17 protein-coding genes are annotated in these 22,853 nt (G+C 62.8%); 7 read left to right on the top strand and 10 right to left on the bottom strand.

Annotation, left to right across the window (positions count from 1 at the left end):
• The first annotated feature begins 44 nt into the window (after nucleotides 1-44).
• Nucleotides 45-1,334 carry an adenylosuccinate synthase gene (locus CQ012_RS16155; RefSeq protein WP_105662641.1) on the top strand — a complete coding sequence of 430 codons (1,290 nt, stop codon included), beginning with the start codon at nucleotides 45-47 and terminating at the stop codon, nucleotides 1,332-1,334.
• A 192-nt stretch (nucleotides 1,335-1,526) separates the two neighbouring features.
• Complete coding sequence (locus tag CQ012_RS17795; RefSeq protein ID WP_353616152.1) at nucleotides 1,527-2,711, top strand: TIGR00730 family Rossman fold protein; 1,185 nt, start codon at nucleotides 1,527-1,529, stop codon at nucleotides 2,709-2,711.
• Here CQ012_RS17795 and CQ012_RS16145 read toward each other — a convergent pair.
• A complete protein-coding gene (locus CQ012_RS16145; RefSeq protein WP_105662639.1) occupies nucleotides 2,601-4,130 on the bottom strand; it encodes a sodium:solute symporter family protein in 1,530 nt (509 codons plus the stop codon). The genes CQ012_RS17795 and CQ012_RS16145 overlap by 111 nt on opposite strands.
• Before the next feature lie 368 nt (nucleotides 4,131-4,498).
• Between CQ012_RS16145 and CQ012_RS16140 the strand changes: the two genes are divergently transcribed.
• The 5 genes from CQ012_RS16140 to CQ012_RS17690 all read left to right on the top strand — a co-directional run bounded on the left by CQ012_RS16140 (nucleotide 4,499) and on the right by CQ012_RS17690 (nucleotide 10,294).
• A complete protein-coding gene (locus tag CQ012_RS16140; protein ID WP_105657924.1) occupies nucleotides 4,499-6,154 on the top strand; it encodes a thiamine pyrophosphate-dependent enzyme in 1,656 nt (551 codons plus the stop codon).
• A gap of 135 nt (nucleotides 6,155-6,289) precedes the next feature.
• The gene (locus CQ012_RS16135) at nucleotides 6,290-7,573 is read left to right on the top strand and encodes an AAA family ATPase (RefSeq protein ID WP_105662638.1); all 1,284 of its coding nucleotides are present in this window, start codon (nucleotides 6,290-6,292) and stop codon (nucleotides 7,571-7,573) included.
• Nucleotides 7,574-7,596: 23 nt separating this feature from the next.
• A complete protein-coding gene (locus tag CQ012_RS16130; protein WP_105662637.1) occupies nucleotides 7,597-9,213 on the top strand; it encodes a tetratricopeptide repeat protein in 1,617 nt (538 codons plus the stop codon).
• Between the two features lie 132 nt (nucleotides 9,214-9,345).
• Complete coding sequence (locus tag CQ012_RS17695; RefSeq protein WP_105657927.1) at nucleotides 9,346-9,720, top strand: hypothetical protein; 375 nt, start codon at nucleotides 9,346-9,348, stop codon at nucleotides 9,718-9,720.
• A 142-nt stretch (nucleotides 9,721-9,862) separates the two neighbouring features.
• A complete protein-coding gene (locus tag CQ012_RS17690; RefSeq protein ID WP_166650869.1) occupies nucleotides 9,863-10,294 on the top strand; it encodes an SRPBCC family protein in 432 nt (143 codons plus the stop codon).
• 19 nt (nucleotides 10,295-10,313) lie between these two features.
• On the opposite strand, the gene CQ012_RS16120 is transcribed toward CQ012_RS17690, so the two are convergent.
• The 9 genes from CQ012_RS16120 to CQ012_RS16080 form a co-directional block, all read right to left on the bottom strand.
• Nucleotides 10,314-11,075, bottom strand: coding sequence for a polysaccharide deacetylase family protein (locus tag CQ012_RS16120; protein ID WP_105662635.1), 762 nt, complete (start codon nucleotides 11,073-11,075; stop codon nucleotides 10,314-10,316).
• Between the two features lie 103 nt (nucleotides 11,076-11,178).
• Nucleotides 11,179-12,483, bottom strand: coding sequence for an MFS transporter (locus tag CQ012_RS16115; RefSeq protein ID WP_105662634.1), 1,305 nt, complete (start codon nucleotides 12,481-12,483; stop codon nucleotides 11,179-11,181).
• Between the two features lie 129 nt (nucleotides 12,484-12,612).
• Nucleotides 12,613-12,891 (bottom strand): HPr family phosphocarrier protein, encoded by a 279-nt coding sequence (locus CQ012_RS16110; RefSeq protein WP_105657931.1) that lies wholly within the window; start codon nucleotides 12,889-12,891, stop codon nucleotides 12,613-12,615.
• A 52-nt stretch (nucleotides 12,892-12,943) separates the two neighbouring features.
• A complete protein-coding gene (ptsP, locus tag CQ012_RS16105) occupies nucleotides 12,944-14,626 on the bottom strand; it encodes a phosphoenolpyruvate--protein phosphotransferase (RefSeq protein WP_105662633.1) in 1,683 nt (560 codons plus the stop codon).
• Entirely contained in the window at nucleotides 14,623-16,617 is a 1,995-nt protein-coding gene (locus CQ012_RS16100; protein ID WP_105662632.1) for a PTS fructose transporter subunit IIABC, read from the bottom strand. The genes ptsP and CQ012_RS16100 overlap by 4 nt, the downstream gene beginning before the upstream one ends.
• 2 nt (nucleotides 16,618-16,619) lie before the next feature.
• Entirely contained in the window at nucleotides 16,620-17,597 is a 978-nt protein-coding gene (locus CQ012_RS16095) for a 1-phosphofructokinase family hexose kinase (protein ID WP_105662631.1), read from the bottom strand.
• Nucleotides 17,594-18,370 carry a DeoR/GlpR family DNA-binding transcription regulator gene (locus CQ012_RS16090; protein ID WP_105662630.1) on the bottom strand — a complete coding sequence of 259 codons (777 nt, stop codon included), beginning with the start codon at nucleotides 18,368-18,370 and terminating at the stop codon, nucleotides 17,594-17,596. Before CQ012_RS16090 ends, CQ012_RS16095 begins: the two co-directional genes overlap by 4 nt.
• Nucleotides 18,371-19,547: 1,177 nt before the next feature.
• The gene (locus CQ012_RS16085) at nucleotides 19,548-20,642 is read right to left on the bottom strand and encodes a peptidase C39 family protein (RefSeq protein ID WP_105662629.1); all 1,095 of its coding nucleotides are present in this window, start codon (nucleotides 20,640-20,642) and stop codon (nucleotides 19,548-19,550) included.
• 57 nt (nucleotides 20,643-20,699) lie between these two features.
• Nucleotides 20,700-22,781 (bottom strand): iron ABC transporter permease, encoded by a 2,082-nt coding sequence (locus CQ012_RS16080; protein WP_105662679.1) that lies wholly within the window; start codon nucleotides 22,779-22,781, stop codon nucleotides 20,700-20,702.
• Nucleotides 22,782-22,853 lie beyond the last annotated feature (72 nt).

Genomic DNA, 22,853 nt, shown 5'->3' with positions numbered 1-22,853 from the left:
CTAAGCACGCCGCAACCGCTGCTTTAAGCAAGGGGGAGGATCCCATGCCAGCAATCGTGATCGTCGGAGCCCAATGGGGCGATGAAGGCAAAGGAAAGGCTACCGACCTGCTCGGTGGCAAGGTCGACTATGTAGTGAAGCCAAACGGCGGCAACAACGCCGGGCACACCGTGGTCGTAGGCGGCGAGAAGTACGAGCTCAAGCTCCTTCCTGCCGGTATCCTTTCCCCGAACGCCACTCCGATTATCGGCAATGGCTGCGTGGTGAATCTTGAAGCCCTCTTCGAAGAAATCGACGGCCTGGAATCGCGCGGCGCCGACACCTCGAAGCTGCGCGTTTCGGCCAACGCCCACCTGGTGGCCCCGTACCACCAGACCATGGACAAGGTCACCGAACGCTTCCTGGGCAAGCGGGCCATCGGCACCACCGGCCGCGGCATCGGCCCCGCCTACATGGACAAGGTCGGACGCCTGGGCATCCGCGTGCAGGACGTCTTCGACGAGTCCATCCTGCGCCAGAAGGTCGAAGGCGCACTGCGCCAGAAGAACGAGCTGCTGGTCAAGATCTACAACCGCCGCAGCGTCGAGGTCGAGGAAATCGTCTCGTACTTCCTCTCCTACGCCGAGCGCCTGCGCCCGCTGGTCATCGACTCCACCTACGAGCTGAACAAGGCTCTGGACGAGGACAAGGTCGTGCTGATGGAAGGCGGCCAGGCCACCTTCCTGGACGTGGACCACGGTACCTACCCATTCGTGACCTCCTCCAACCCGACTGCTGGTGGCGCGTCCGTGGGTTCGGGCATCGGCCCGACCCGCATCACCCGCTCCATCGGCATCATCAAGGCCTACACCACCCGCGTGGGTGCTGGTCCGTTCCCTACCGAGCTGTTCGACGACATGGGCCTCTACCTGCAGAAGACCGGTGGCGAATTCGGCGTGAACACCGGACGCCCGCGTCGTTGCGGTTGGTACGACGCCGTGCTGGCTCGCCACGCTTCGCGCGTGAACGGCTTCACCGACTACTTCGTCACCAAGCTGGATGTGCTCACCAACATTGAGCAGATCCCGGTGTGCGTGGCCTATGACGTTGACGGTGTGCGCCACGACGAAATGCCGATGACGCAGACCGACTTCCACCACGCGAAGCCGATCTTCGAGTACTTCCCGGGCTGGACCGAGGACATCTCGGGTGCGCAGAGCATGGAAGAGCTTCCGGAGAACGCCCGCAACTACATCCTGGCCCTGGAGAAGATCTCCGGCACCCGCATCTCCGCCATCGGCGTGGGACCGGACCGCGATCAGACCATCGTGCGCCACGATCTGATCCAGGACTAGTTCCTGTAGCCAAGGAGCCGCCGCAGTTCATCAGCTGATGAACTGCGGCGGCTCTTTTTCGTTTGCGTAGCGCCAAAGCATGTTGGCCACGAGATCCAGTCACACCCAGATGAAACTCTAGGATTGAATGGTGCCTGCCGGTTGTGCCGAACAGGCGCAACCAGTATGCGGATGTACCAAGAAGGAACTCGAATGCCAGAACAGATTATTGTCAGCGCCGTCATTTTCAGAAACGATGCGGGGCAGGTTCTGACAGTCCGCAAACGGGGTACGGCATCATTCATGTTCCCTGGTGGCAAGCCAGAGCCAGGGGAAGCGGCTATTGATGCAGCGATGCGAGAAGTGAGCGAAGAGCTGGGAGTGAGCTTGGATTCAGCATTGCTGCGTCTCATTGGAACCTTCACGGCCCCGGCGGCTAACGAAGAAGGGCATAGCGTTCAAGCCACCGTATTTGAACATCCGTTGGTACCGATTGCTGAACCTCTGGCCGAAATTGAACAGCTGCGGTGGATTGACCCATTAGCGGAACTGGACGAGCTCGCTCCTTTGCTCAAAGACGTGGTCTTCCCAGTCTTGGCCGCCCAGCACCGAAAGATTCGAAGGCTGGCAGTTTTCACCGGCTCCGCTTCGGGCAATTCACCTATTTATGAGCAGGCGGCAGAAAACTTCGCGCGCACTGTTGCTGCCTCGGGTCGAGCCATCGTCTACGGCGGCGGACGGGTAGGCCTGATGGGATCAATTGCTGATGCTGCCCGAGCGGCCGGTGGAGACGTTTTCGGAGTTATGCCGCAGGTCCTGGTTGATGGTGAACTGGCGCATCCAGGATTAACGAGCTTGGAAGTTGTGCCCGACATGCATGCTCGCAAGCACCGCATGTCAGAACTGGCTGATGGTTTTGTCGCCCTGCCTGGTGGCGCCGGAACGTTGGAAGAGCTCTTTGAAGTATGGACTTGGCAACAGCTTGGAATCCACGCAAAACCGGTAGCACTCCTGGACGTCGACGGATTCTGGCAGCCGCTGCTGAGCATGCTGGATCACATGACGGATCAGGGTTTCCTGGCCCCGAAGTTCCGTGACTCATTGGTGGTCGCCAGCGAACCGGAAGCACTTTTGGATGCCCTATCCTCGTGGGAAGCGCCAGCGGCAAAATGGGGCGCCGGTTCCAAGAACGGAAGCTCGATGAACCAAACGAGCCCTGTGCCCAGCGGTTTTCACCGCTGGGCACAGGGCTCGAATCTATCTGCTCGACTCGGTATTCCTGGCGGACTAGAGCGTAGGCTCTTGTGCCGTGGCATTGATCGGAGCGTCCTGGATCTTGCCCGCAACCCGCAGGTTCCAGTGCTCAATCACCTGTCGGTCCGTCGACTTGGTCAATAGCGAAACAGCAATGAACGCTGCTGCCGAAGCGATCAGGCCATAGTAGATCGGCTCATTGGCATAGACGCCGTCGAACTTGTTCTCGGCCTGGATCTCCAAGATGATCATGGTGCCCAAAGTAGCTATCGATCCGGCAGCCATGGAGGCCGTAGCGCCAAGGCCGTTGCCGCGCTTCCACAGCAGGCCGCCGATGATTGCCACCAGCAATCCGCCCACCAGGATGTCATAGGCAATGGTCAATGCTGCGACCACGTCATCCACCAAGATCGCCAGCGCGACCGTCACGACGCCCAAGGCCATGACCCAGATGCGGTTTGCGCGCACGTCATGCTCCGGGTTCTCATCGGTATTCACTTCCAAGTGCTTGCCGAACCAGCTGGCGACAAATGGGGTGACGTCGGTGCGGGCCACGGTGGCGGCGGCGATCAGCGCACCGGAGGCGGTGGACATCATCGCGGCCACGGCCGCGGCCATGACCAATCCGCCCACCGCAACGGGCAGCAACTGAGTGGCGACCTCGGCATAAACCACGTCCTTGTTATCCGCCGCGCCGGCGATGTTCGGCAGCGCCACCTTCGCGGCCATGCCAATCAGTGCGCCGGCAGCACCGTAGAAGATGCAGTAGATGCCGGCGGTCATCCCGCCCCAGCGGGCGACCTTCGGGGTTTTGGCGGTGAAAACGCGCTGCCAGATATCCTGGCCGATCAGCAAGCCCAAGGTGTAGACCACGAAGTAGGTGATGATCGACTGCAGCCCCATGCCGGTGAAGCTGAAGAATTCGGCGCCCACGCGCTCGCGGATGCCATCCATGCCGCCTGCGGCATTCATGGAGAATGGCAGCATCAGGGCGAAGATGCCGACGGTCTTGATGACGAACTGCACCTGGTCGGCCAGGGTGATGGACCACATGCCGCCGATAGTGGAGTAGATGACTACGATGGCGCCGCCGATGGCGATGGCCATCCATTTCTCCCAGCCGAAGAGCACCACGAAAATGGTGGCGTAGGCGCTGGTTGAGGTGGCGCAGAGCATCAGCGTGTAGGCCAGCATGACGATGCCGGAGGTATTGGTTGCCGCCGCGCTGCCGTAGCGCAGGGTCAGCATCTGCGAAACGGTGAAGACCTTGAGCTTCTGCAGCGTCGGGGCGAAAGCCAGCGACAGCAGGATCACGCCTGCGCCAATAGCCACCACGAGCCACATGCCGGAGATCCCGTGCTTGTAGCCCAGGCCAACGCCGCCCACGGTCGAGGCTCCGCCGAGCACCACCGCCGCCATGGTTCCGGTGTAGAGGAAGGGGCCCAGGCGCCGGCCGGCCACCAGATAGTCGCTGCTGTTCTTGGTGCGGGATTTGCCCCACCAGCCAAAGGCCAGCATTGCGGCCAGGTAGGCGGCGACAATCGCGCCGTTGATGAATTCCATGGAGAACCTCGATGTCCGGATAAAAGCAGCGCTTACCTTAAGTAAACTTTTGTTGCATCACAGGCTACTAGCGCTGACGCTGCCGATCAACGGAAATCGCGAACATTGCCCACCGCACTGCTCTGGCCAGCCGCAATGTGACGAAGCAAACCGTTCCATTCAGTGAAACTTTCTAGACATTTTGCACTCAAATATGATTCACATACGGCATCGTGTCACATATGCGTAGCATTCGATCGGCAATGTGTGCAATCGCAGCTTGTTTAGTACTGTTTCACGTTGACGCAGCGTTGCATCATTGGCCAGCAGGGCCGTTTTCTCCGCCGTTGCGTCAGACGATTTCTCGAAACCAGAAAGACGCCTAGAAGATGAGTGAAAATGGTCAGGGCCTGACAAAGAAGTCGGCCGGACACGTCATTGTCGACACGCTTGCCGCGCACGGCGTGGAACGCGCCTACGTGGTGCCGGGTGAAAGCTACCTGGATGTCCTTGATGGGCTGCACAACTCGCCAATCGAAACCGTGGTCTGCCGCCACGAAGGCGGAGCCACCTACATGGCCGAAGCCGAAGGCAAGATGCACCAGCGCCCCGGCATTGCCATGGTGACCCGTGGCCCGGGAGCTGCCAACGCCCACGTCGGCCTGCATACCGCATGGCAGGATTCGACCCCGCTGGTGCTATTCGTGGGGCTGATCCCGTTCGAGCACCGTGAAAAGGAAGCCTTCCAGGAATTCGATCCCAAGGCATGGTTCGGCACCGGCGCCAAGCGCGTGATGATCCTGGACCACGCCGATCGCGCCAGCGAAGTCGTCGCCGAGGCCATGTTCGCTGCCATGTCCGGACGCCCGGGCCCGGTGGTCGTCGGCCTGCCAGAAGACATCATCCGCAACGAAGTTTCCGCCGAAGTCCATCCGGAAATCCCGGTGGCTACCGGCGGCATGACCGTGACCGACTGGAAGGCGCTGAATACTGCCTTGCAGGAAGCGGATAAGCCGCTGTTCATTTTCGGCGGCAACGACTGGTCCCACGAAGGCGCAGCGGACTTCACTCGTTGGCTCGAGGAACACGACCTGCCAGCCGCTGCCGAATGGCGTTGCGAGGGTACCGTGCCTTTCAACTCGCCATCCTATGTTGGCCCGATCGGCTACGGCCGCCCCAAGCCGACCTATGACCTGCTGGAAGAGACTGATCTGCTGATCTTCGTCGGCACGGTTCCAGGCGACGTCATCACCGACGGCTTCAATGTCCGCCAGAACTGGGACAAGAAGAACTTCCTGGTCACCATCGACCCGTCGCTGCGCGGACGTTCCGGCCCGGTATCGCACCAGATTGTCGCCAAGCCCGATGTCTTCGTTCGCGACCTGCTGCTGATGGATTTGCCGGTCAAGGAATCCTGGAAGGAGTGGACTTCCCGGATGCGCGGCGAGCAGGAGAAGTTCGCCGAACTTCCACCAGCGCAGCCTTCCGCGGGCCAGGCGAGGATGGCGACCATGATGGCTAATCTGGTTGGATCCCTGCCCGAAGACGCCCTGGTGACCTTCGGCGCTGGCGAGCACACCAACTGGGCCCACCGCTACTTCCCAACCAACGGCTACGCTTCGATGCTCTCGGCACGCAACGGTTCCATGGGCTACTCGATTCCTTCCGCCGTCGCCGCTTCGCTGAACTACCCGGGGCGCCGCGTGGTGACCATCGCAGGTGACGGCGAGTTCTTGATGAATGGCCAGGAGCTGGCTACCGCTGCCCAGTACGGCGCCACCCCGCTGGTGATCGTCATGGACAACCAGCAGTACGGCACCATCCGCACCCACCAGGAACGCCAGTACCCGGAACGGGTTTCCGGAACCCAGTTGGCCAACCCCGACTTCGCGCTGATGGCGCAGTCCTTCGGCGGGTTCGGCGTCCGCGTCGAGAATGATTCAGATGTCCCGGCTGCCCTGGAAAATGCGCTGAAGGCCATTGACGAAAACAAGAAATTCGCGTTGATCCATTTGGTGGTAGAGCAGGGAGTCAAGGCCTACTAGGCACTGGGTGCGCTCAGCGAACAGTCGGGTCTGCGACGTATAATTCCAGCGGGTGTCGTTTCTAGCGATACCCGCTGGATGCTTTAACCAGCAGAGGCAACAGACCGAGACCTTCAACCGTGGAGCGGCCCTAGAATGAACGATGCCCTTATTGCTAGCCTTCTCCGGGCCGTAGAAGCAGCGCCGGACGACCATGCCCTGCGATTGCACCTGGCTGAACAGCTCGATGGTGCCGGTCGATCCGCCGAAGCGCTGTCCCATGTCAGCATCGTGCTGCAGCAGGATCCGGGGAACGCGTCCGCGCTGGGAATGCTTGGAGCGATCAGCGCGTCGATGGCCGCAACGATGGCCCCGCAGGCGCCCGTCGCACCCGCAGCGGATGCCGCGCCGGCTGGAAACCAGCAGAACGATACGCCACCAGGCTACGACTGGGAAGCAGGTTCCAAGGAACTCGGCAGTTCGCTGCCGGCGCCCTTTATTGAAGGACGGGTCCCACTGCATTCAGATGCGGGGTCCGATGTTCCGGAAGCTCCCATCGAGAACCCGGCCGGACCGGGAGTCACCCTGGATGATGTGGGTGGCTTGCAGGCGGTCAAGGACCGCCTGCACGAATCCTTCCTGGCACCGATGCGCAACGCCGCAATTGCCAAGGCTTTTGGCAAATCATTGCGCGGCGGGCTGCTGCTGTATGGGCCACCGGGATGCGGCAAGACTTTCCTGGCTCGCGCGGTGGCCGGTGAGCTGAAAGCCAATTTCATGTCTGTCACCATTACCGATGTGGTTGACTCCTACATCGGTGAAACGGAAAAGCGGCTCAAGGCGATTTTCGACCAGGCCCGCAAGAATGCTCCAACGGTTCTCTTCATCGATGAGATTGATGCCATCGGCATCCGCCGCGGTTCGCTGACTGGATCGGGCGCGTGGATGCGCCAGATGGTCAATCAGCTGCTGATCGAGATGGATTCGCTTGCGGGAAACAACGATGGCCTTTACGTTCTGGGGGCTACCAACCACCCATGGGACCTGGACGAAGCACTGCTGCGTCCAGGCCGGTTGGACCGGACCCTGCTGGTGACTCCGCCGGACGCGCCGGCACGTGAGTCCATCTTGCGGTACCACCTGAAGAACCGCCCGATTGCCGGAATCGACCTGGAATGGATTGCGGCACAGACCGACGGATTCTCGGGCGCGGACCTGGAGCACGTGTGCACCACTGCCGCCGAGAAGGCAATGATGCAATCCATCGAGCGCAACGAGGTTCTCCCCTTGGACATGGGCCATATCAGAACTGCCCTGGCGGAAATCAAGGCGTCGACTTTCCCGTGGCTGGAATCCGCGCGAAATGTGGTGCGCTTCAGCAACCAGCATGGCCGCTACGATGATTTATCCGAGTATCTGGTTTCGCAGAACATGCTCTAGAAAGCACCGGGGGAGTACACCGCATGGAATTCGAGCGACTGCATCACCGGATCACCCACCACCTGGCGATCGGACGGGAAACCGAAGCGATTGCCTTGCTGAAGGATAACCTCAACGAGCACCATCAGGTCCCTGCCTTCTGGATCCTCTATTCGTCATGCCATTTGAGCCTCAAGCAGTGGGCCGAAGCGGAGTCCGCTGCCAGAGCCGGGCTGAATCTGGATCCTGCCAACCCGGTGGCCGGGGAGTGCCTGGCCATCGCCCTGATGCGCCAGCATCGACGGGAGGAGGCGCTGCTGGCGATCCGGCAGGTAATCGAAACGGAACCGGAATACGGCAACGGGCACTACTGGCTGAGCATGATCACGCTCAGCGATATTCGGAGCAACGATGACAGGGTGCTGGCCCGCCAAGCCATCGAGCACGCGATTCGGCTGGAGCCGGGGAACCCCGATTACTACCAGGGCGCGGCAATTGCTGCCGAAGCCCAAGATGACAACCTGGCGGCTCTCGGATTCCTCCAATCCGGGCTGCAGATCGACCCCAATCACCAGGGGCTGTTGCGGGCGGCCGGAAGTATCGGCAATGGCGAAAAAATCGTCGGGGAACAAGGCGATGTGCTGCGTGGATTGATATCCATGGATCCGATGAACGAAGGCCTGCATCAGGACTACGCGGAAACCTTCGTTGCGAAGCAAACTGCCTACGCTAATCGGTTCTGGCTTTTCACTCCGGTGCTGGCAGTTGCCGCCGCCCTGGGGCAGCGGGCTGGTGGAACCGGGGCACTGCTGGCGATTGCCGCCATTGCCATCGTGGCCGGGCTCTTTGGATGGTGGAACAAGAAGGCGGCCAGGTCGTTGCCCGCCGGCTACGCCAAGGACATTGATGCGCGCTTCCCCAAACTGCCCCGAGCTATTCGCTCCTACCGGATTGGTTGGCTCCTGAGCACGAGCGGAGCGGCCCTGGGCTGTTTCCTGCCGGTGGCTGGCATCATCGTGATGCTGCTCGGTGTGCTGGCAAGCCAGCTAGGAGCACTGTGGATCCTGCAAGAAAATGCTGGCCCGCCAAGAAAGGGCTCCGACCGCCACGAGCAACGCCGGTACCTGGTCCGGTGCAGCGGCTTGCACGCGGCTGGCTTCTGGAAGCGGGCGTGCCTGGCGCTCATCCAGCTAGTGCTCTTAGGGATTTGCTTGGCCAATGAAAGCAGGATCGCTGCCGTGCCAGCCGGATCGGTGGCCGCCGGACTGCTGGTACCCGGAGTCTCCTTGCTGGCAGCCCAAGTCCGCCTGGGGTTCAAGGAAAATGCCTTCGCCTACGGGCTGGCTGTCAGCTCCTCGGCCAAAAACCGGAACTGGGCCATGCTGCGCGGCAATATCGGCGGCCTGTATTTCATCGGAGTGCATCTGTTCGCCGGACTGCTTGCCGCAGCTGCTTCGCTGGGGCTGCTCATATCGGGAGTGGAGGGTTCGCTGGATTCGCCACCGGAGCCCCGTCATCCAAGCCAGGATAGCGTCCTCGACGAAGACTTGCTGAATCAGCTCAAGGATGTGGAAACTCCGGATTCCCAGCCCCGTGAATACTCGATCCCTTCGCTGCCGGACATGCCCGATATTCCGTCCCTCGGCGTCCCGAACCAGTGAGCAGGAACCTACGCGGAAAAGATCACAACGCCGTGGGCCTTTCTGTCTTGGCACGCGCCCGCTGAAGAAATAAGATGAATTGCTACCGATTCCCGTGAGCACTAGAACCCCAACCACGAGGTGGATAATCTGATGGCACAGATGAGCGAAGAGCTCATTGAGCAGTGGGCTGACGCAACTGCTGAAATCTACAATGAGTCCCTGACTGGCATTAATCTGAGCCGTCTGCCCGAGGCAGTGGCTCAGTACGTCGACCTATTCGCGCAGAGCGAGAACTTGACGTTCAATGGGGAGGCCACCCCCACCGATTACTTCGATAATCACCCATTCCTCGCGGTGACCGCAGTGCTCAACAGCCCAGAGGCGCTGGAAGCCCTGGATTCCGATGCGCAGGACGCGTTGGATGCGATGGTTGACTTCACCGAGGCCTGGTACAACTTCGACCTCGAGAATGAGCCGGAACTCGGTATCTCCGAGGCGGATGGCGACGACGAAGAAGACTGGTAAGCCTTCTGCCGCCCAGGGGCCGGCACCCAGCAGCGTACGCGCGCTGGGTGCCGGCCTTTGCTGCAGGCGGCCGGAAACCGGATTGCATGCCAACAGCCATGAAGCTATTCCATTTGGCCGCCGAGGGTGGCACTATGCGGATATGAGCCAGTTCAGCGTTTTCGAGAGCACCGTGGTCATTCACCTGCCGGTGCACCGTGTCTGGGAGCTGCTTACCGATTGGGCAGCAACACCCTTGTGGATCCATGGGATCGGCTCCATGCATTCGGACGACCCGCAGCTCAAGGTCGGCACCCAGCTGGTATACCGCGTTGCCGGCCATGAACGCGTGTATCGCGTCCATGACCTGATCGAGAACCGCTTGCTGATCCTGCACACCTCGGAGAATCCCGATGGGCTCTCCTACCGCTACGACCTGAAGGACGACGCGGGGCATACCGAGGTAGTGCTGCAGGTGGCAATCATCAACCCGGATCTGACGGTGGAGCAGTGCGAGGAGCTGGCGGCAAATATCCGCGAAAGCGAAGGGGACAAGCTGGACCAGCTGCGGCTGTACGCAGAGCAGGCCCCCTGAGCACCTGCGCGGCGCAAGACTATTTCCTCGCGCCGGGAGCAGGAGCCGAAGCATAGGCCGTCGAATTCTCCAGCTGGCCATTGAATAGCTGGTCCACGGTGACCGGGGTGTAGCCCTCGGCCTTCAGCTTCTCCACGAGATCCGGCAGTGCCTTGACTGAGCTCTCATGGATGTCATGCATCAAGATGATGGAGCCCGGATGGACTTCGTCCATGGCGATGCGCACCGTTTTCTCCGGATCGTGGTGCTTCCAATCCAGGGTGTCAACATCCCACAGCACCAACGGGTAGGGCACCAGCCGGTCATAGACGGCACCGTGATTCCCATAGGGCGGGCGGAAGACGGTGGGCTCGTGGCCGGAGGCCTTTTCTACCGCTTCGCTGGTCCATCCCAGCTCATGCTGGATCTGTTCTCTGGTCAGCGTCGTGAGATCCGCATGGTCCCAGGTATGGCTGCCCAGCTGGTGGCCTTCGGCGGCCATGCGCTTGACCGCGTCGGGGTATTTGGCAATGTTCTTCCCGACCATGAAGAAGGTGGCTGGCGCCTCCGCGGCCTTCAGCTCGTCGAGCAGCCGCCCGGTGTACTGGCCAGGTCCGTCATCGAAGGTCAGCGCCACGCATCGGGCCACGGCGCAATCCACCTGCTCGCTTGCCGCGGAGCCCGTGGGCTGCGCATCGGGAGCAGGCGCTGGTGCAGGGGAACAGGAAACCAGGAATGCCGGGCCCAGCGCCAACAGCGCCAACAAGGCCAGGCGCGCCATGTCGGGCAATCGAGAAGTCATCCTTCCACCTTCCCGTCATGCCCGGTCCGTGCCCGGGAACTACACGCGAAAATCTGCTGGGAGTTTGATCAGTGCCGGCCCAGCGCCAGCTGGTCGCAACCGGTCAACTGCGCTCGCCGTCCAGCTCCGCCGGAACGGGGTCCGAGAGCGGATGCGCTATTTCGTCGCGGGCAAATTTCCCGGCCCGCCATGCGATGATTCCGAACAGCGGCGAGGCGAGGCCGGCAATGACGAATATCGCCTGCAAGCTAAGCACCTGGGTCAAAGGTCCCGCCGCCGCCATGGACAGCGGCATCAGCGCCAGCGAAACGAAGAAATCCAGGCTGGAGATCCGCCCGAGCAGGTGTCCGGGAACCCGGCGCTGGAGCAAGGTGCCCCAGATGACCATGCCCACGGCGTCGGTGATGCCGAAGGCCAGCAGGATCGCGAAGAGCATCCACGCGGCATCGACGTAGCCCACCAGGGCCAGGGGCAAGGTGCCCAGGCACCAGCAGGCGGTCATCAAGCTCAAGTAGCGCCGCGGGAATTTCGCGGACGCGACCAGCAGCGAGCCGATCGCCGAACCGAGGCCGAAGAAGGCCAGTGCGAAGCTGAACAGTTTCGCGTCCCCGTGCAGGTTGCCGCTGACGATGAAGGGCAGCAGCACCTCGAAGGGCCCGATGAAGGTGAACACCGAAATGACCGAGAACAGCAGCGTCCACAGCAGCCAGCGGGTGCGCACCGTATAGCCGATGCCTTCGCGCAGCTGCCGGAACATCCCGGGCTGTCCCTGGCCGTCAACGGGGCCTGGCGCGTTGTACGCCTGGCGGTTGGGGATCCGGCGCAGCATCAGCAGCGCCGCGAGGTGGATTACGCAGATGCCGACGATGGCGTGCGCCGGCGAGAGCCCCGCCACCACGAATCCGGCGGCCATCGGGCCCAGGGCGGTGTGCACCACCGGCCGGGCTGTCCCTTCCAATCCGTTGGCGGCCAGCAGCTGCTCGGCGGGCAGCATCTTGGGCAGCAGTGCGGAGTAGGCGGGGTAGAAGAAGGCCGACCCGGCCCCGCCGCAGAAGCCGGCGAGCATCAGGTGCCACAGCTCCAGGGCACCGGCCATGGCCAGCACCGCGGTGATGCCCATGACCGCCAGCGACAGCGCCTCGACCAGCATCACGATCCGCCGGCAGGAATGGCGGTCCGCCATGATCCCGCCGAGCAGCACGAAGCAGAGCAGCCCGGCGGCACTGGCGGTGGCCACGGCAGAAAGCTGGATGGGCCCGCCGCCCAGCTGGCGCACCTGGTAGACCATTGCCACGGCCCACATGCCGGCGGCGAAGGTGGAGAGGACAAGTGCGCTGGCCAGCAGGGCGTAGTCGCGGTAGGCGAACGGCTTGATGAGGCGCAGTGCAGAGGTTTTGAGCGCGCTCATGGAAGCTCCTGCGGTAGTGCGTAGGAACTATCATCCATCCACTGATTGAGTTTTGTCAATCAGTGGATGGTAATTAAATAACTCCGGGGACCACGCGATGGCGCGTGGTCCCCGGAGCTCGGCTTCGCGCTACTCGGCGTCGTGGTCGGTTTCCAGGATGGCCGCCAACTGCTCCAGGGCAGCTTCGGCTCCTTCGCCTTCGGCGCGCAGCACTACGGTGGTTCCATATTCCGCGCCCAGGCCCATCAGCGAGAGGATGCTGGACGCGTCCAGCGCCTCGTCCACGGGCTCGCCCTGAAGGGCGATGGTGACCTCGACCGGCGCCTCGGCCGCGGCCTCGGCGAAGATGGCTGCCGGGCGGGCGTGCAGGCCGACGCGGCTGCCGATGATTGCTGTACGTTCTGCCATGATGGCTCCTTCAGGATCTATTGAACGGTTGATTGCGGTAAATTCGGGGGGCCTAGAGGCCGAATCGGTCCAGCTCGCCCAGCTGCGCGCGCACGGCAGTGCGTGCCGCCTCGGCCGACTCGGCGTCCAAGGCCAGCTGGGACAGGCGCTGCGCAGTGGGCAGGTCTACGGTGCGCAGCACCGCGGCAACCGGTGCCAACGCCCGCTTGTTCATGGACAGGGTGTCCACGCCCAGGCCCACCAGCACCACGGCCAGCGCCGGGTCGGCGGCCGCTTCGCCGCACACCCCGACGGGTTTGCCGCCGGCCGCCTGCGCACCGGCGGCGGTGGCGGCCACCAGGTGCAGCACTGCCGGCTGCCAGGGGTCGTTGAGCTCGGCCAGGGCACCGAGCTGGCGGTCCGCGGCCATGGTGTACTGGGTCAAGTCGTTGGTGCCGATGGAGACGAAATCGCAGCGCTGCAGGATCTGGCCTGCCAGCACCGCCGCCGAAGGGACCTCGATCATGGTCCCGGCGGTGGCCAGGCCAGCGGCCTTGGCCAGCTGCGCGAATTCCTGCGCTTCGGACGCAGTGGAAATCATCGGCGCCATCACCCAGATTTCGGCCTGGTGCTCGCCGGCGGCTTGCGCGATGGCCTGCAGCTGGCGTTCGAGCACGCCCGGGCTGGACAGGTCAGTGCGGTAGCCGCGCACGCCGAGGGCCGGATTCGGCTCGCTGGCATCGGTCAGGAAGGGCAGCGGCTTGTCCGCTCCCGCATCCAAGGTGCGCACCACGACCTTGCGGCCGGGGAAGGCGGCGAAGACCGCACCGTAGGCTGCCACCTGCTCGTCATGGGAGGGCTCCTTGTCCTTGCCCAGGAAGCAGAACTCGGTGCGCAGCAGGCCCACGCCCTCGGCGCCCGCCGCGGCGGCCAGCTGCGCGTCGTCGCCGCTGCCGACATTGGACAATAGCGGCACGCGGTGCCCGTCGCGCAGCTGCCCGGTGCCGGAGAACTCCGGCAGCGCCTCGCGGTTGGCGTAGGTGGCGGCCAGGTGCTCTTCGGCCTCGCCGGGACCGGTGATGACCAGCCCGTCGATGCCGTCCACGAAGACATGGTCCCCGTCGGCCAGCGCTGTGGTGCCGGCAGCGGCCACGATGGCCGGAAGGCCCAGCGAGCGCGCGATGATGGCGGTATGCGATTGCGGCCCGCCATCGGAGGTGACCAGCGCCAGGACCTTGGCCGGATCCAGCGTCGCGGTATCGGCCGGAGCCAGGTCCACCGCGGCGAGGATGAAGGGCTGGTCGGAGTCCGGGATGCCCGGGGCGGGCACGCCGCGCAGTTCGGCAACGATGCGCGAGCGCACATCGAGCACATCCCCGGCGCGTTCGGCCATGTAGCCGCCGAGGGCCGACAGCTGCGTGGCGACCGCGTCGGCGGCCTCCCAGATGGCCGATTCGGCGCAGGTGCCCGATGCCACCAGCCTGGTGGCCGACTTGAGCAGCGTGCGGTCGCTGGCCATCAGCGCGGTGGCCTTGAGCACGGCTTGGGCATCGCCGGTGGCCTGCGCCGCGCGTTCCTTGAGCTGCGCGGCGACCGCCTGCGTGGCCTCGGCCAGGCGCAGGGATTCGGCTTCCGCGCTGGAACCTGCTGGCAGGGGCGCGCCGTCGGCGGGCGGGAGGATGGGGTCGGGCATGCGGCGCACGGATCCGATGACCCGTCCGGCGCTGACGCCTACTCCGGTGAATTTCTGGCTCATGCTGCGGCCTTTGCCTCTTCAGCGGCCCGTGCGGGGGCCTTGCGGACATATTTCTTCAGGATGATCACCAGCGCCGCGGAAACCAGCGTGCCGATCACGGTGGCCACCAGGAACATCGGCCAGGTGCTGTCCATCGCGAAGAAGACGAAGATGCCGCCGTGCGGTGCCTGGGAGAGCACATCGAAGCTCATGATCAGCGAGCCGGTGACCCCGGCACCCACCATGGAGGCCGGGATGACGCGCAGCGGGTCGGCCGCGGCGAAGGGGATGGCGCCTTCGGAGATGAACGCGGCACCCAGCAGCCAGGCCGCTTTGCCGTTTTCGCGTTCCGCCCCGGTGAACAGCTTCGGGGACACCGCGGTGGCCAGGGCCATCGCCAGCGGCGGAACCATGCCGGCAGCCATCACGGCTGCCATGATCATCAGCGGGGCCGGGTTCTCGGCCACCGAACCGGCGCCCAAGCCGGCTACCGCGAAGGAATAAGCGACCTTGTTGATCGGCCCGCCCAAATCGATGGCCATCATCAGGCCCAGGACCAGGCCGAGGATCGCCGCCGCGGTGCCGGACATGCCCGCCAGCCAGCCGTTGAGGGCTTCGGTGAGCTGGGCAATCGGCCCGCCAAGGAACAGGAACATCAGGCCCGAAGCGATGATTGAACCGAGCAACGGAACAATGACCACTGGCATCAGCCCGCGCAGCCAGCGTGGCACGGTCCAGGAATTGATCCAGCGGCAGGCCAGGCCGGCGATAACGCCGCCGACGATGCCGCCAATGAACCCGGCTCCCATGAAGCCTGCCACGGCACCCGCGGTGAAGCCCGGGGCGATGCCCGGACGGTCGGCGTAGGCATAGGCGATGTAACCGCCCAGCGCCGGGACCAGGAAGCCCATGGACAGGCCACCGATCTTGAACGCCACCGCGCCGAGGTAGGCCAGCAAGCCAGCTTCCGGCAGATTGAACAGCGTATTTTCGGTCAAGTACTGGTCTGCTGCATCAGTGATGGCGTAGCCGCCGAGCAGGAAGCCCAAGGCGATCAGCAGGCCGCCACCGGCGACGAACGGGATCATGTAGGAGACACCGGTGAGCAGCGCGCGCTTCAGGCCAGCGCCGAAGCCCTCGGAAGCAGAATCCGTGGAGCGCTCGCTTGCCGTTTCGTTGCCGGCTGGTACCTTGCGGGCCGCCGGATCCTTGGCCGCGGCCAAGGCATCCTTGAGCAGCTTTTCGGGTTCATCCACACCGCGCTTGACTGGAACCTGGATCACTGGCTTGCCGGCGAACCGCGATTGGTCGCGCACGTCGACGTCCACCGCAAAGATCACCGCGTCGGCCTGGGTGATTAATGCCGGATCCAACGGCTTGGACCCCGAGGACCCCTGGGTTTCCACAGCGAAGTCAATGCCGAGTTCTTCGGCGGCCTGTGCCAGGGAATCGGCGGCCATGTAGGTGTGGGCGATGCCGGTCGGGCAGGCGGTGACGGCCACGATCTTCGGCCGCGCCGTGGCAGCGGGTGCAGCTGCTGGTGCAGCTGGTGCGGCGGGGGCATCGGAGAGTACTTCGGAGACCAACGCGACGATTTCCTCGTTGCTCCTGGCTGCACGCAGGGCCGCGGTGAAGGGTTTCTTCACCAGTGCGCGGGCCAGCTTGGAGAGCAGCTTCAGGTGCTCCTTGTCGGCGCCTTCCGGGGCGGCAATGAAGAAGACCAGATCTGCCGGGCCGTCCTTGGCACCGAAGTCCACCGGGGTGCCCAGCCGGGCCATGGCCAGGGTGGGAACGGTGACCGCTGCTGAGCGGCAATGCGGAATCGCGATGCCGCCGGGCACGCCGGTGGCCGTCTTCGCCTCGCGGGCCAAGGCATGCTCGGCCAATTCGGCAGCGCTGGCGGCTCGCCCGGCCTGCGTGATCTGCTGGGCCAGGTACTTGATGACGTCGGTACTCGTGGAACCTAGATGCGCATCCAGGGTGACGAGCCGGGTTTCGATCAGATCGCTCATGGTCAGGATCCTTGCCTTGGGGTGAGTTCGATGACGCTGACCGCATCGATGCGGAGGTCGGTTGGGGTTGGGATGCCGGAGCCGGGCAGCGAGGCCGCCGCGGTTCCGTAGGCGATGGCCTGGCGCAGCTTGAACGCCGGCAAGTGGCCTGCCGTGTCTGCCAGCAGATAGCCGGCCAGCGAGGAATCGCCGGCACCTACCGTGCTGCGCGGGGTGATCGGCTGCGGCCAGCCGTGCCAGCAGCCCTCGGCAGTGGCCAGTACCGCGCCGTGCGCACCCAGGGTGGTGAGCACCGCGGCCCCGGGGCGGCGCAGCAGCTTGGAGCTGGCGCGAGCGGCCAGCCCGGGATCCGCTTCGAGCTGGGCTTCGCCCAGGTCCTCGCCCAGCAGCTCGGCAAGCTCTTCGGCGTTGGGCTTGACCAGATCCGGGATGTGGATCTCGTCGTGGGCGAAGAGCTGGCGCAGCGGCTCCCCAGAGGTGTCCACCGCAATCTTCGGGCACTTCGAGCCCAGCTGCTCGCGCAACGACGCGGTAAGCAGAGCGTAGTAGTTCGCCGGCACCCCGGGTGGCAGCGACCCTGCCATGACCAGCCAATCGGCGCCAGCGCAGGAATCGCGCACCAGCTCCGAGAGCTGCTCCAACGTGGCCGCGTCCAGCTCAGGACCGGCCTCGTTGATCTTGGTGGTCGATCCATCCGGCGAGGTCAGCGTCGTGTTGGTGCGCAGCGCAGCATTGATTTCCAGCGCCCGGTAGGGCAACTGGTCGGCGGCCAGGGCGGCGATGAGCGGATCGTTTCCGGCTCCGGGGAGTACAGCGAGGGTCCGCTGCCCGGCGGCGAGGATGGCCCGCGCAACATTCACGCCCTTGCCTGCGGCCTGCAGGTGGCTGCCAGCGGCCCGCTGCACCGCACCGGGCTGCAATGCGGCGACCAATTCGATGGTCTTGTCCAGCGCCGGGTTGACGGTCAGTGTGATAATCATGCGATCACCACCTCGACATCCGCCGCTTCCAGCGCAGCGGCAAGTTCAGTGCCGGGTTGCTGGTCGGTGACCAGGGTGTCGATGTCTTCGAGCCGGGCGAAGCAGACCAGGGTTTCCTGGTCGAATTTGGATCCGTCGGCCAGCAGCACCACGCGGCGGGCACTGGCGACCAGGGCGCGCTTGACGGCAGCTTCCAGCGGGTCCGGGGTGCTCAGGCCGAATCCTGCATGCAGCCCGTTGGTGCCGATGAAGGCGATGTCGGCCCGGTACTGGGAATACTCCTGCACGGTGCGGGCTCCGCTGGAGGCGCCGGTGATGCCGCGGACCCGCCCGCCGATCAGCTCCAAGGCGACATCCGGGCTGTGGACCAGCACCGAGGCAATGGGCAGGGCGTGGGTGATGACCACCAGTCCGGTGCCCGCGGTGCTCTTGAGCATGCGTTCGGCCAGGATTTCCGTGGTGGTTCCCGCGTCGATGATGACCGAGGCATCGGAGACCGGCAGCAGGCTCAGCGCGCGCTGGGCGATGCGGGCCTTGGACTCTGAATGGATGGCGGTGCGCACCACGTAGCTTTCCTCGCGGGTGCTGGCTTCGGTGATGGTGACCGCTCCGCCGTGGACGCGGCGCAGGTAGTTCTCGGATTCCAGCTGGGCCAGATCCCGCCGCACGGTTTCCCGGGTGATATCGAAGCGCTGCGCGAGCTGGGCGACGGTTACTTTCCCGTCAGCTTCCAGCTGCTCAACGATCAGCCGGTGTCGTTCTTCGGCGAACATTCTTGCCTCCGCAATTCCTCATGACCTGCAACACATTGATCTGTGTTTCCATGACTTTATGCCCGATTGTGTGGCATCGTCAAGTGAAAATCCGGGGAATATTTGGCTTTAGTTGGTTTTGAGTGGGTTTGCTAGGGGTTATGCAGAATCAACGGTGGGAGATACGCGCAACCCAAGCAGCGTGCGACTTGATTCTGTCCTCCGGAAATCGCCATCTGTGCGGCCTCAGTTGACTGGAAACCCAGCTAATGAGCAAGACGTCTGTACGGCCAGGAACCAGGGCGGGCAGTTCATGAATTCGACAGGAATCATAGGTTGCTGGGCGAATGAGTTGCGTCAGGACGACGTGCCTGGATCAAGCCATGCCACTCTCCGCGCTTGAATGCGTTCGGTCGAGTTGACTGAAATGCAACAGCCCTTTGTGCATTCCTTTTCTCCTCGGATGTTACTCTGCCAAGGTATAACTTCGACCGGAACAGCGTGGGGGCGATCTGAGGTCAGCTCTTATATTTGCACTAGTGGGCGTCTGCTAAAGTCTTTCCGTTGGATTGGCATTTGGCGATGGATTCGTTATTGCGTTCTTGCAGGCTTCCTAGTTGCATTGGAGTCGAATTTACCATGACGGTGAAAACCATGGGGCCCACCGGCAATCTCGGATCGGCGTCACTGCCGTCGAAGCCAGAGGCCCGCAGCTCGAGGTTGTATTCGCGAACTTCGTCGGAGAGTTCGATTGTTATCTAGTTCGAGCGTTCCTCCCAAACCAAGTACATGATCACCGGAGTAGCATCGGGGAAGTATCGCGTCGAGGGCTGTATCGAATTCGGGCCGGCCTACCAGAGCACCGAATAGCTCGTGATGAATCCAGTGGTCATCGCAGCGGAATCGAATGACGAGGAAGCCCTGGACTTGGCGATCGGCGGCCTTAGCCTTGATTGATCCGCGAGGGGATCCGAAGAGACTGGTTATGGAGTCCTTGAAAAGCCTCTCGCGACTAATGGGGCCCGCATGATCCAACGATATTAGTGCGACACATAGTTGGGAGATTCTAGGACTAGTGAGTTCTCAAGGATTCTCGGCTGGGGAGCGGTGCCCGGCGAGACTTCTCGCAACCATGGAGTTGCAATATGTCTCTGGATGGGTGTCGAATTCTTTTGTCATTGACGAACTTGATTGGTGATTACTGAGCACTCTCAGTCAGAATTAGCGCAGCTCGATAGCCATCTGACTCGAGACAAGACATGGCTTCTAGTTGCTGGAAAGCTATCGGTAGGCAGGTAGCATCCACCCAGCTCTCCCCGCTACTAACATCGACCCAAGAGTCCTCGATGAGAATGACGGGACGTTCCGTGGAACCAGCCGTTCCATGGCAGAGTAGCCAGTGCGGAACATCGTAGCCGAGCATCTGCTGCAATGACACCAGCAACAAGACGCGGGCACCCTGACTTAATGCTTTGTGAATCTGTGAGATTTCCATACGCATAGAGGTCACCGGCAACCCGGTAGCTTCTGCACGGCGGCGCGAGTCAGCCTGCAAGATGCCCCGCCAACCACGTTCAACCTCGGGATAATAGTCGACGATTACTGGCTTATCGGTATCCAAAGACACCTGAACTGAGCTTGCTGGCCAGCGCTCAGCGATGGCCAGCCCGAGCCCCACGGGTTCGCAAGCCATGAAATTAGTCGCTTGACGCCACAGTAACAACTCGGCGGTACGCAGGCGATCCATCGTTGCAATGCTCATCGTTTCCCCGTGCGCGGCCAGCGCGGAAACCGCCGCGCAGGTGAAGTTCTCGCTTTGCTGGTAGTGCGAGGTACGCAGATATCGGGCTGGATGTGACCAGTGCACATAGCCGAATTTTGGAATCGATACCGAAGCATCTGTGGTGAAGCGTGGAGCAGGCAACGACTGGAAACCCATTTGTTCAGCCAGGTCTGCTAGCCACGGTTCTCCCGACCAGCTTTCCCATTTCACGCAGGCCAGATCTTTTTCCCTGGCATAGTCCAGCACCGCACGGACGAGCTCTTCATATGCAGCTGTGTCGCGGGCAAGAACCCCAGAGATCTTCACATATGCAGTCGCCGAACGGGCGGTAAGCAATGCGGCACCGAGTATGGTGGCATCTGATGACTGTATCGTGAGCAGCCGAGCGTTGACCGTTGCCATGAGACTTTCCCACGGACCTGATATGGAACCCAGATGCCGTAATTGCGCCGGGTGCTGCTCGGGGTCAAAGGCCTGGATTCTCGTTTGCCGGGCAGAGCGTTTCGCCATGATTCCTTACTATTAGGTGGGGTGGAGGCGGAGTCGGTTAGGATCCTCGCTTAACACCTAGCCGCGTGATCGGTACAAAAGCCAAATGAAGTACGGGGAGCCGAGTAACGACACGATCAGACCGGCGGGAATCTGTGCCGGCGCGATTGCGGTACGGCCCAAGGTATCGGCCAGGCAAACTAGCAAGGCTCCGAAAACCATGGACACCGGGATCGCCCGGTGATGGCGGGAACCCACCAACGACCGCGCCAGATGCGGGGCGATGAGTCCGACAAAGCCAACCACACCTACGGCCACGACGCTGAGTGCCGCAAGCAGCGCGGCAATGGACAATGAGACTAATCGGATGCGAATGGTCTTGACGCCCAGCACCCGGGGCAGGTCTTCGTCGATGGCTAGCAGGTCCAGCTTGCGTCCCATGAGCAGTACGACCGGAAGAGCTAATGCCAACACCGTCAGAACAGGTAACACGTCTGCGAACTGACGTCCATAAGTTGAGCCAGACAGCCAGGTGTAGATGCGCGGAGTTTCCCACGAATTAATGCTCAGCAGCAGGTAGGTGGTGACCGCAGAGAGCGTGTAGCCAGCACCGATGCCGATTAGCACAAAACGTTCGGGGGAGAATCCTCGACGCCAGGCTAGCGCGGTGATGGCAGCGAAGGTCGCGAGCCCGGCAATCACCGCAAAAATCACCAGTAGCGGGCGGGAACCGCCAAAGGCAGTGACCACTACAGCCGCGCCCAGCCCTGCCCCCGCGGTAATACCCAGGATTCCGGGCTCGGCCAATGGGTTTCGCACGGCGCCCTGCACCAAACAACCAGCCAGTCCTAAGGCGGCTCCGGCACCCAGCGCCGCGCTGGTCCGTGGTGCACGTTCGGAGAAGGCTCGGGCAATGAGCTTGGGCGCATCATCCTGGAACCACAAGGCGAGATCTCCCAGCTTGAGTAACATGCTCCCGGCCAAAAGGCCTAGAATCACGGCTCCCAACAGCAAACTGAATCCCAGCGTCATGGTGAGAACGAATCGGCGGTTGCTGCGCAATTTGCTTGCTACCTGTAACGGGTTGCGGGAGCTGGAAGCTTCGGGCAGTCGCATTGCCAAGATGATGATCAGCACCCCGCCCAGGATCGCGGTGGGAACTCCAGTAGGAATGGAAGCCGCACCTTGCGCACCGAGCGAGGCACGAAGCGAAACATCGGCCAGCAGGATCAGTAGCGCACCAATCAGGCCGGTGGCGGGCAGCAAGAACAGTTGACGGCGCAAGACTACCAGGCGGCGCGACAGCAGTCGGGCGAGCACGGGGGCGCCAAGCCCTACAAAAGCAATCGGGCCGGACAGCGAAACGGAAACGCCGGTGAGCAGCACAGCACACAGGACGGCCAGAGTGCGGGTTGAGCGCACCGGGATGCCGAGCACCGCAGCGTTTTCATCACCCAAGGACAGGACATCCAGTCGGCGAGAGAGCAAGAGGCAGATGGCCAGCACCACCAAGATCACTGGCAGACTGCGCAAGAATGCATCGAGATTTAGTTGGGCCAGCGACCCTGAACCCCAGGCATACAGTCCAGTCGTATTTTCCTTGAACAGCAGCAAGATGATTCCGCTGCCTGCTTCCAACGCCATGGCGATGGCTGAGCCAGCGAGGATCAACCGGGTGGTGGCGGTTCCCGCGCTGCGCCCAGAGATAGCCAATACGATCCCGGCGGCGAGCAGCCCGCCAGCGAATGCGAGAGTGCTGGAAGCCAGCGTGGACATGCTTATTCCCAAGGCAGCAGCCACGCTCAACGCGAAGAATGCACCTGAGGTGACAGCCAATGTGTCCGGCGAGGCCAGCGGGTTGCGGGTGACGGATTGGAGCAGTGAACCTGCTACCCCCAAAGCCAGACCAACGGCGGCACCCGCACAGAGGCGCGGTAGCCGGGAGCCGGTGAAGATCTCGGCGGCTCCCACCCCTCCGATACGGGTGTCATCTCCGGTGAGTGCGCGTAGCAGTTCACCCAAACCAATACCGGAGGTCCCCTGGGTGAGGTGCCAAGCACCCACCAGCAGTACCGCTGCCGCTAAGGCGGCTAGCAGACCTAGGCCAGTGGCGAGACGGTTACCGGTGACCGGCGCGGGGGAATAACCAAGGCCGGTCATTTGGATGCCGACCCTGCTGTCCACGATGTGTCGCTCTGCTGATTTTTCAGCGGTTTTCATTTCAGTTGTACG

Origin of the sequence: Arthrobacter sp. MYb214 (assembly GCF_002979865.1) — a bacterium.
GTDB lineage: Bacteria > Actinomycetota > Actinomycetes > Actinomycetales > Micrococcaceae > Glutamicibacter.
Note: the sequence above shows the minus strand (reverse complement) of the source record. Positions and strands in the feature narration are given on the sequence as shown.

Excerpts from the sequence above, each read along its gene's own strand:
- CQ012_RS16135 (WP_105662638.1), top strand. The coding sequence starts at position 6,290 with ATGAACGATGCCCTTATTGCTAGCCTTCTCCGGGCCGTAGAAGCAGCG.
- CQ012_RS16140 (WP_105657924.1), top strand. The coding sequence starts at position 4,499 with ATGAGTGAAAATGGTCAGGGCCTGACAAAGAAGTCGGCCGGACACGTC.
- CQ012_RS17795 (WP_353616152.1), top strand. The coding sequence starts at position 1,527 with ATGCCAGAACAGATTATTGTCAGCGCCGTCATTTTCAGAAACGATGCG.
- CQ012_RS17695 (WP_105657927.1), top strand. The coding sequence starts at position 9,346 with ATGGCACAGATGAGCGAAGAGCTCATTGAGCAGTGGGCTGACGCAACT.
- CQ012_RS16085 (WP_105662629.1), bottom strand. The coding sequence starts at position 20,642 with ATGGCGAAACGCTCTGCCCGGCAAACGAGAATCCAGGCCTTTGACCCC.
- CQ012_RS16145 (WP_105662639.1), bottom strand. The coding sequence starts at position 4,130 with ATGGAATTCATCAACGGCGCGATTGTCGCCGCCTACCTGGCCGCAATG.
- CQ012_RS16090 (WP_105662630.1), bottom strand. The coding sequence starts at position 18,370 with ATGTTCGCCGAAGAACGACACCGGCTGATCGTTGAGCAGCTGGAAGCT.
- CQ012_RS16120 (WP_105662635.1), bottom strand. The coding sequence starts at position 11,075 with ATGACTTCTCGATTGCCCGACATGGCGCGCCTGGCCTTGTTGGCGCTG.
- CQ012_RS16130 (WP_105662637.1), top strand. The coding sequence starts at position 7,597 with ATGGAATTCGAGCGACTGCATCACCGGATCACCCACCACCTGGCGATC.
- CQ012_RS16115 (WP_105662634.1), bottom strand. The coding sequence starts at position 12,483 with ATGAGCGCGCTCAAAACCTCTGCACTGCGCCTCATCAAGCCGTTCGCC.
- CQ012_RS16100 (WP_105662632.1), bottom strand. The coding sequence starts at position 16,617 with ATGAGCGATCTGATCGAAACCCGGCTCGTCACCCTGGATGCGCATCTA.
- CQ012_RS16080 (WP_105662679.1), bottom strand. The coding sequence starts at position 22,781 with ATGACCGGCCTTGGTTATTCCCCCGCGCCGGTCACCGGTAACCGTCTC.
- CQ012_RS16155 (WP_105662641.1), top strand. The coding sequence starts at position 45 with ATGCCAGCAATCGTGATCGTCGGAGCCCAATGGGGCGATGAAGGCAAA.
- CQ012_RS17690 (WP_166650869.1), top strand. The coding sequence starts at position 9,863 with ATGAGCCAGTTCAGCGTTTTCGAGAGCACCGTGGTCATTCACCTGCCG.
- CQ012_RS16095 (WP_105662631.1), bottom strand. The coding sequence starts at position 17,597 with ATGATTATCACACTGACCGTCAACCCGGCGCTGGACAAGACCATCGAA.
- CQ012_RS16110 (WP_105657931.1), bottom strand. The coding sequence starts at position 12,891 with ATGGCAGAACGTACAGCAATCATCGGCAGCCGCGTCGGCCTGCACGCC.
- ptsP (WP_105662633.1), bottom strand. The coding sequence starts at position 14,626 with ATGAGCCAGAAATTCACCGGAGTAGGCGTCAGCGCCGGACGGGTCATC.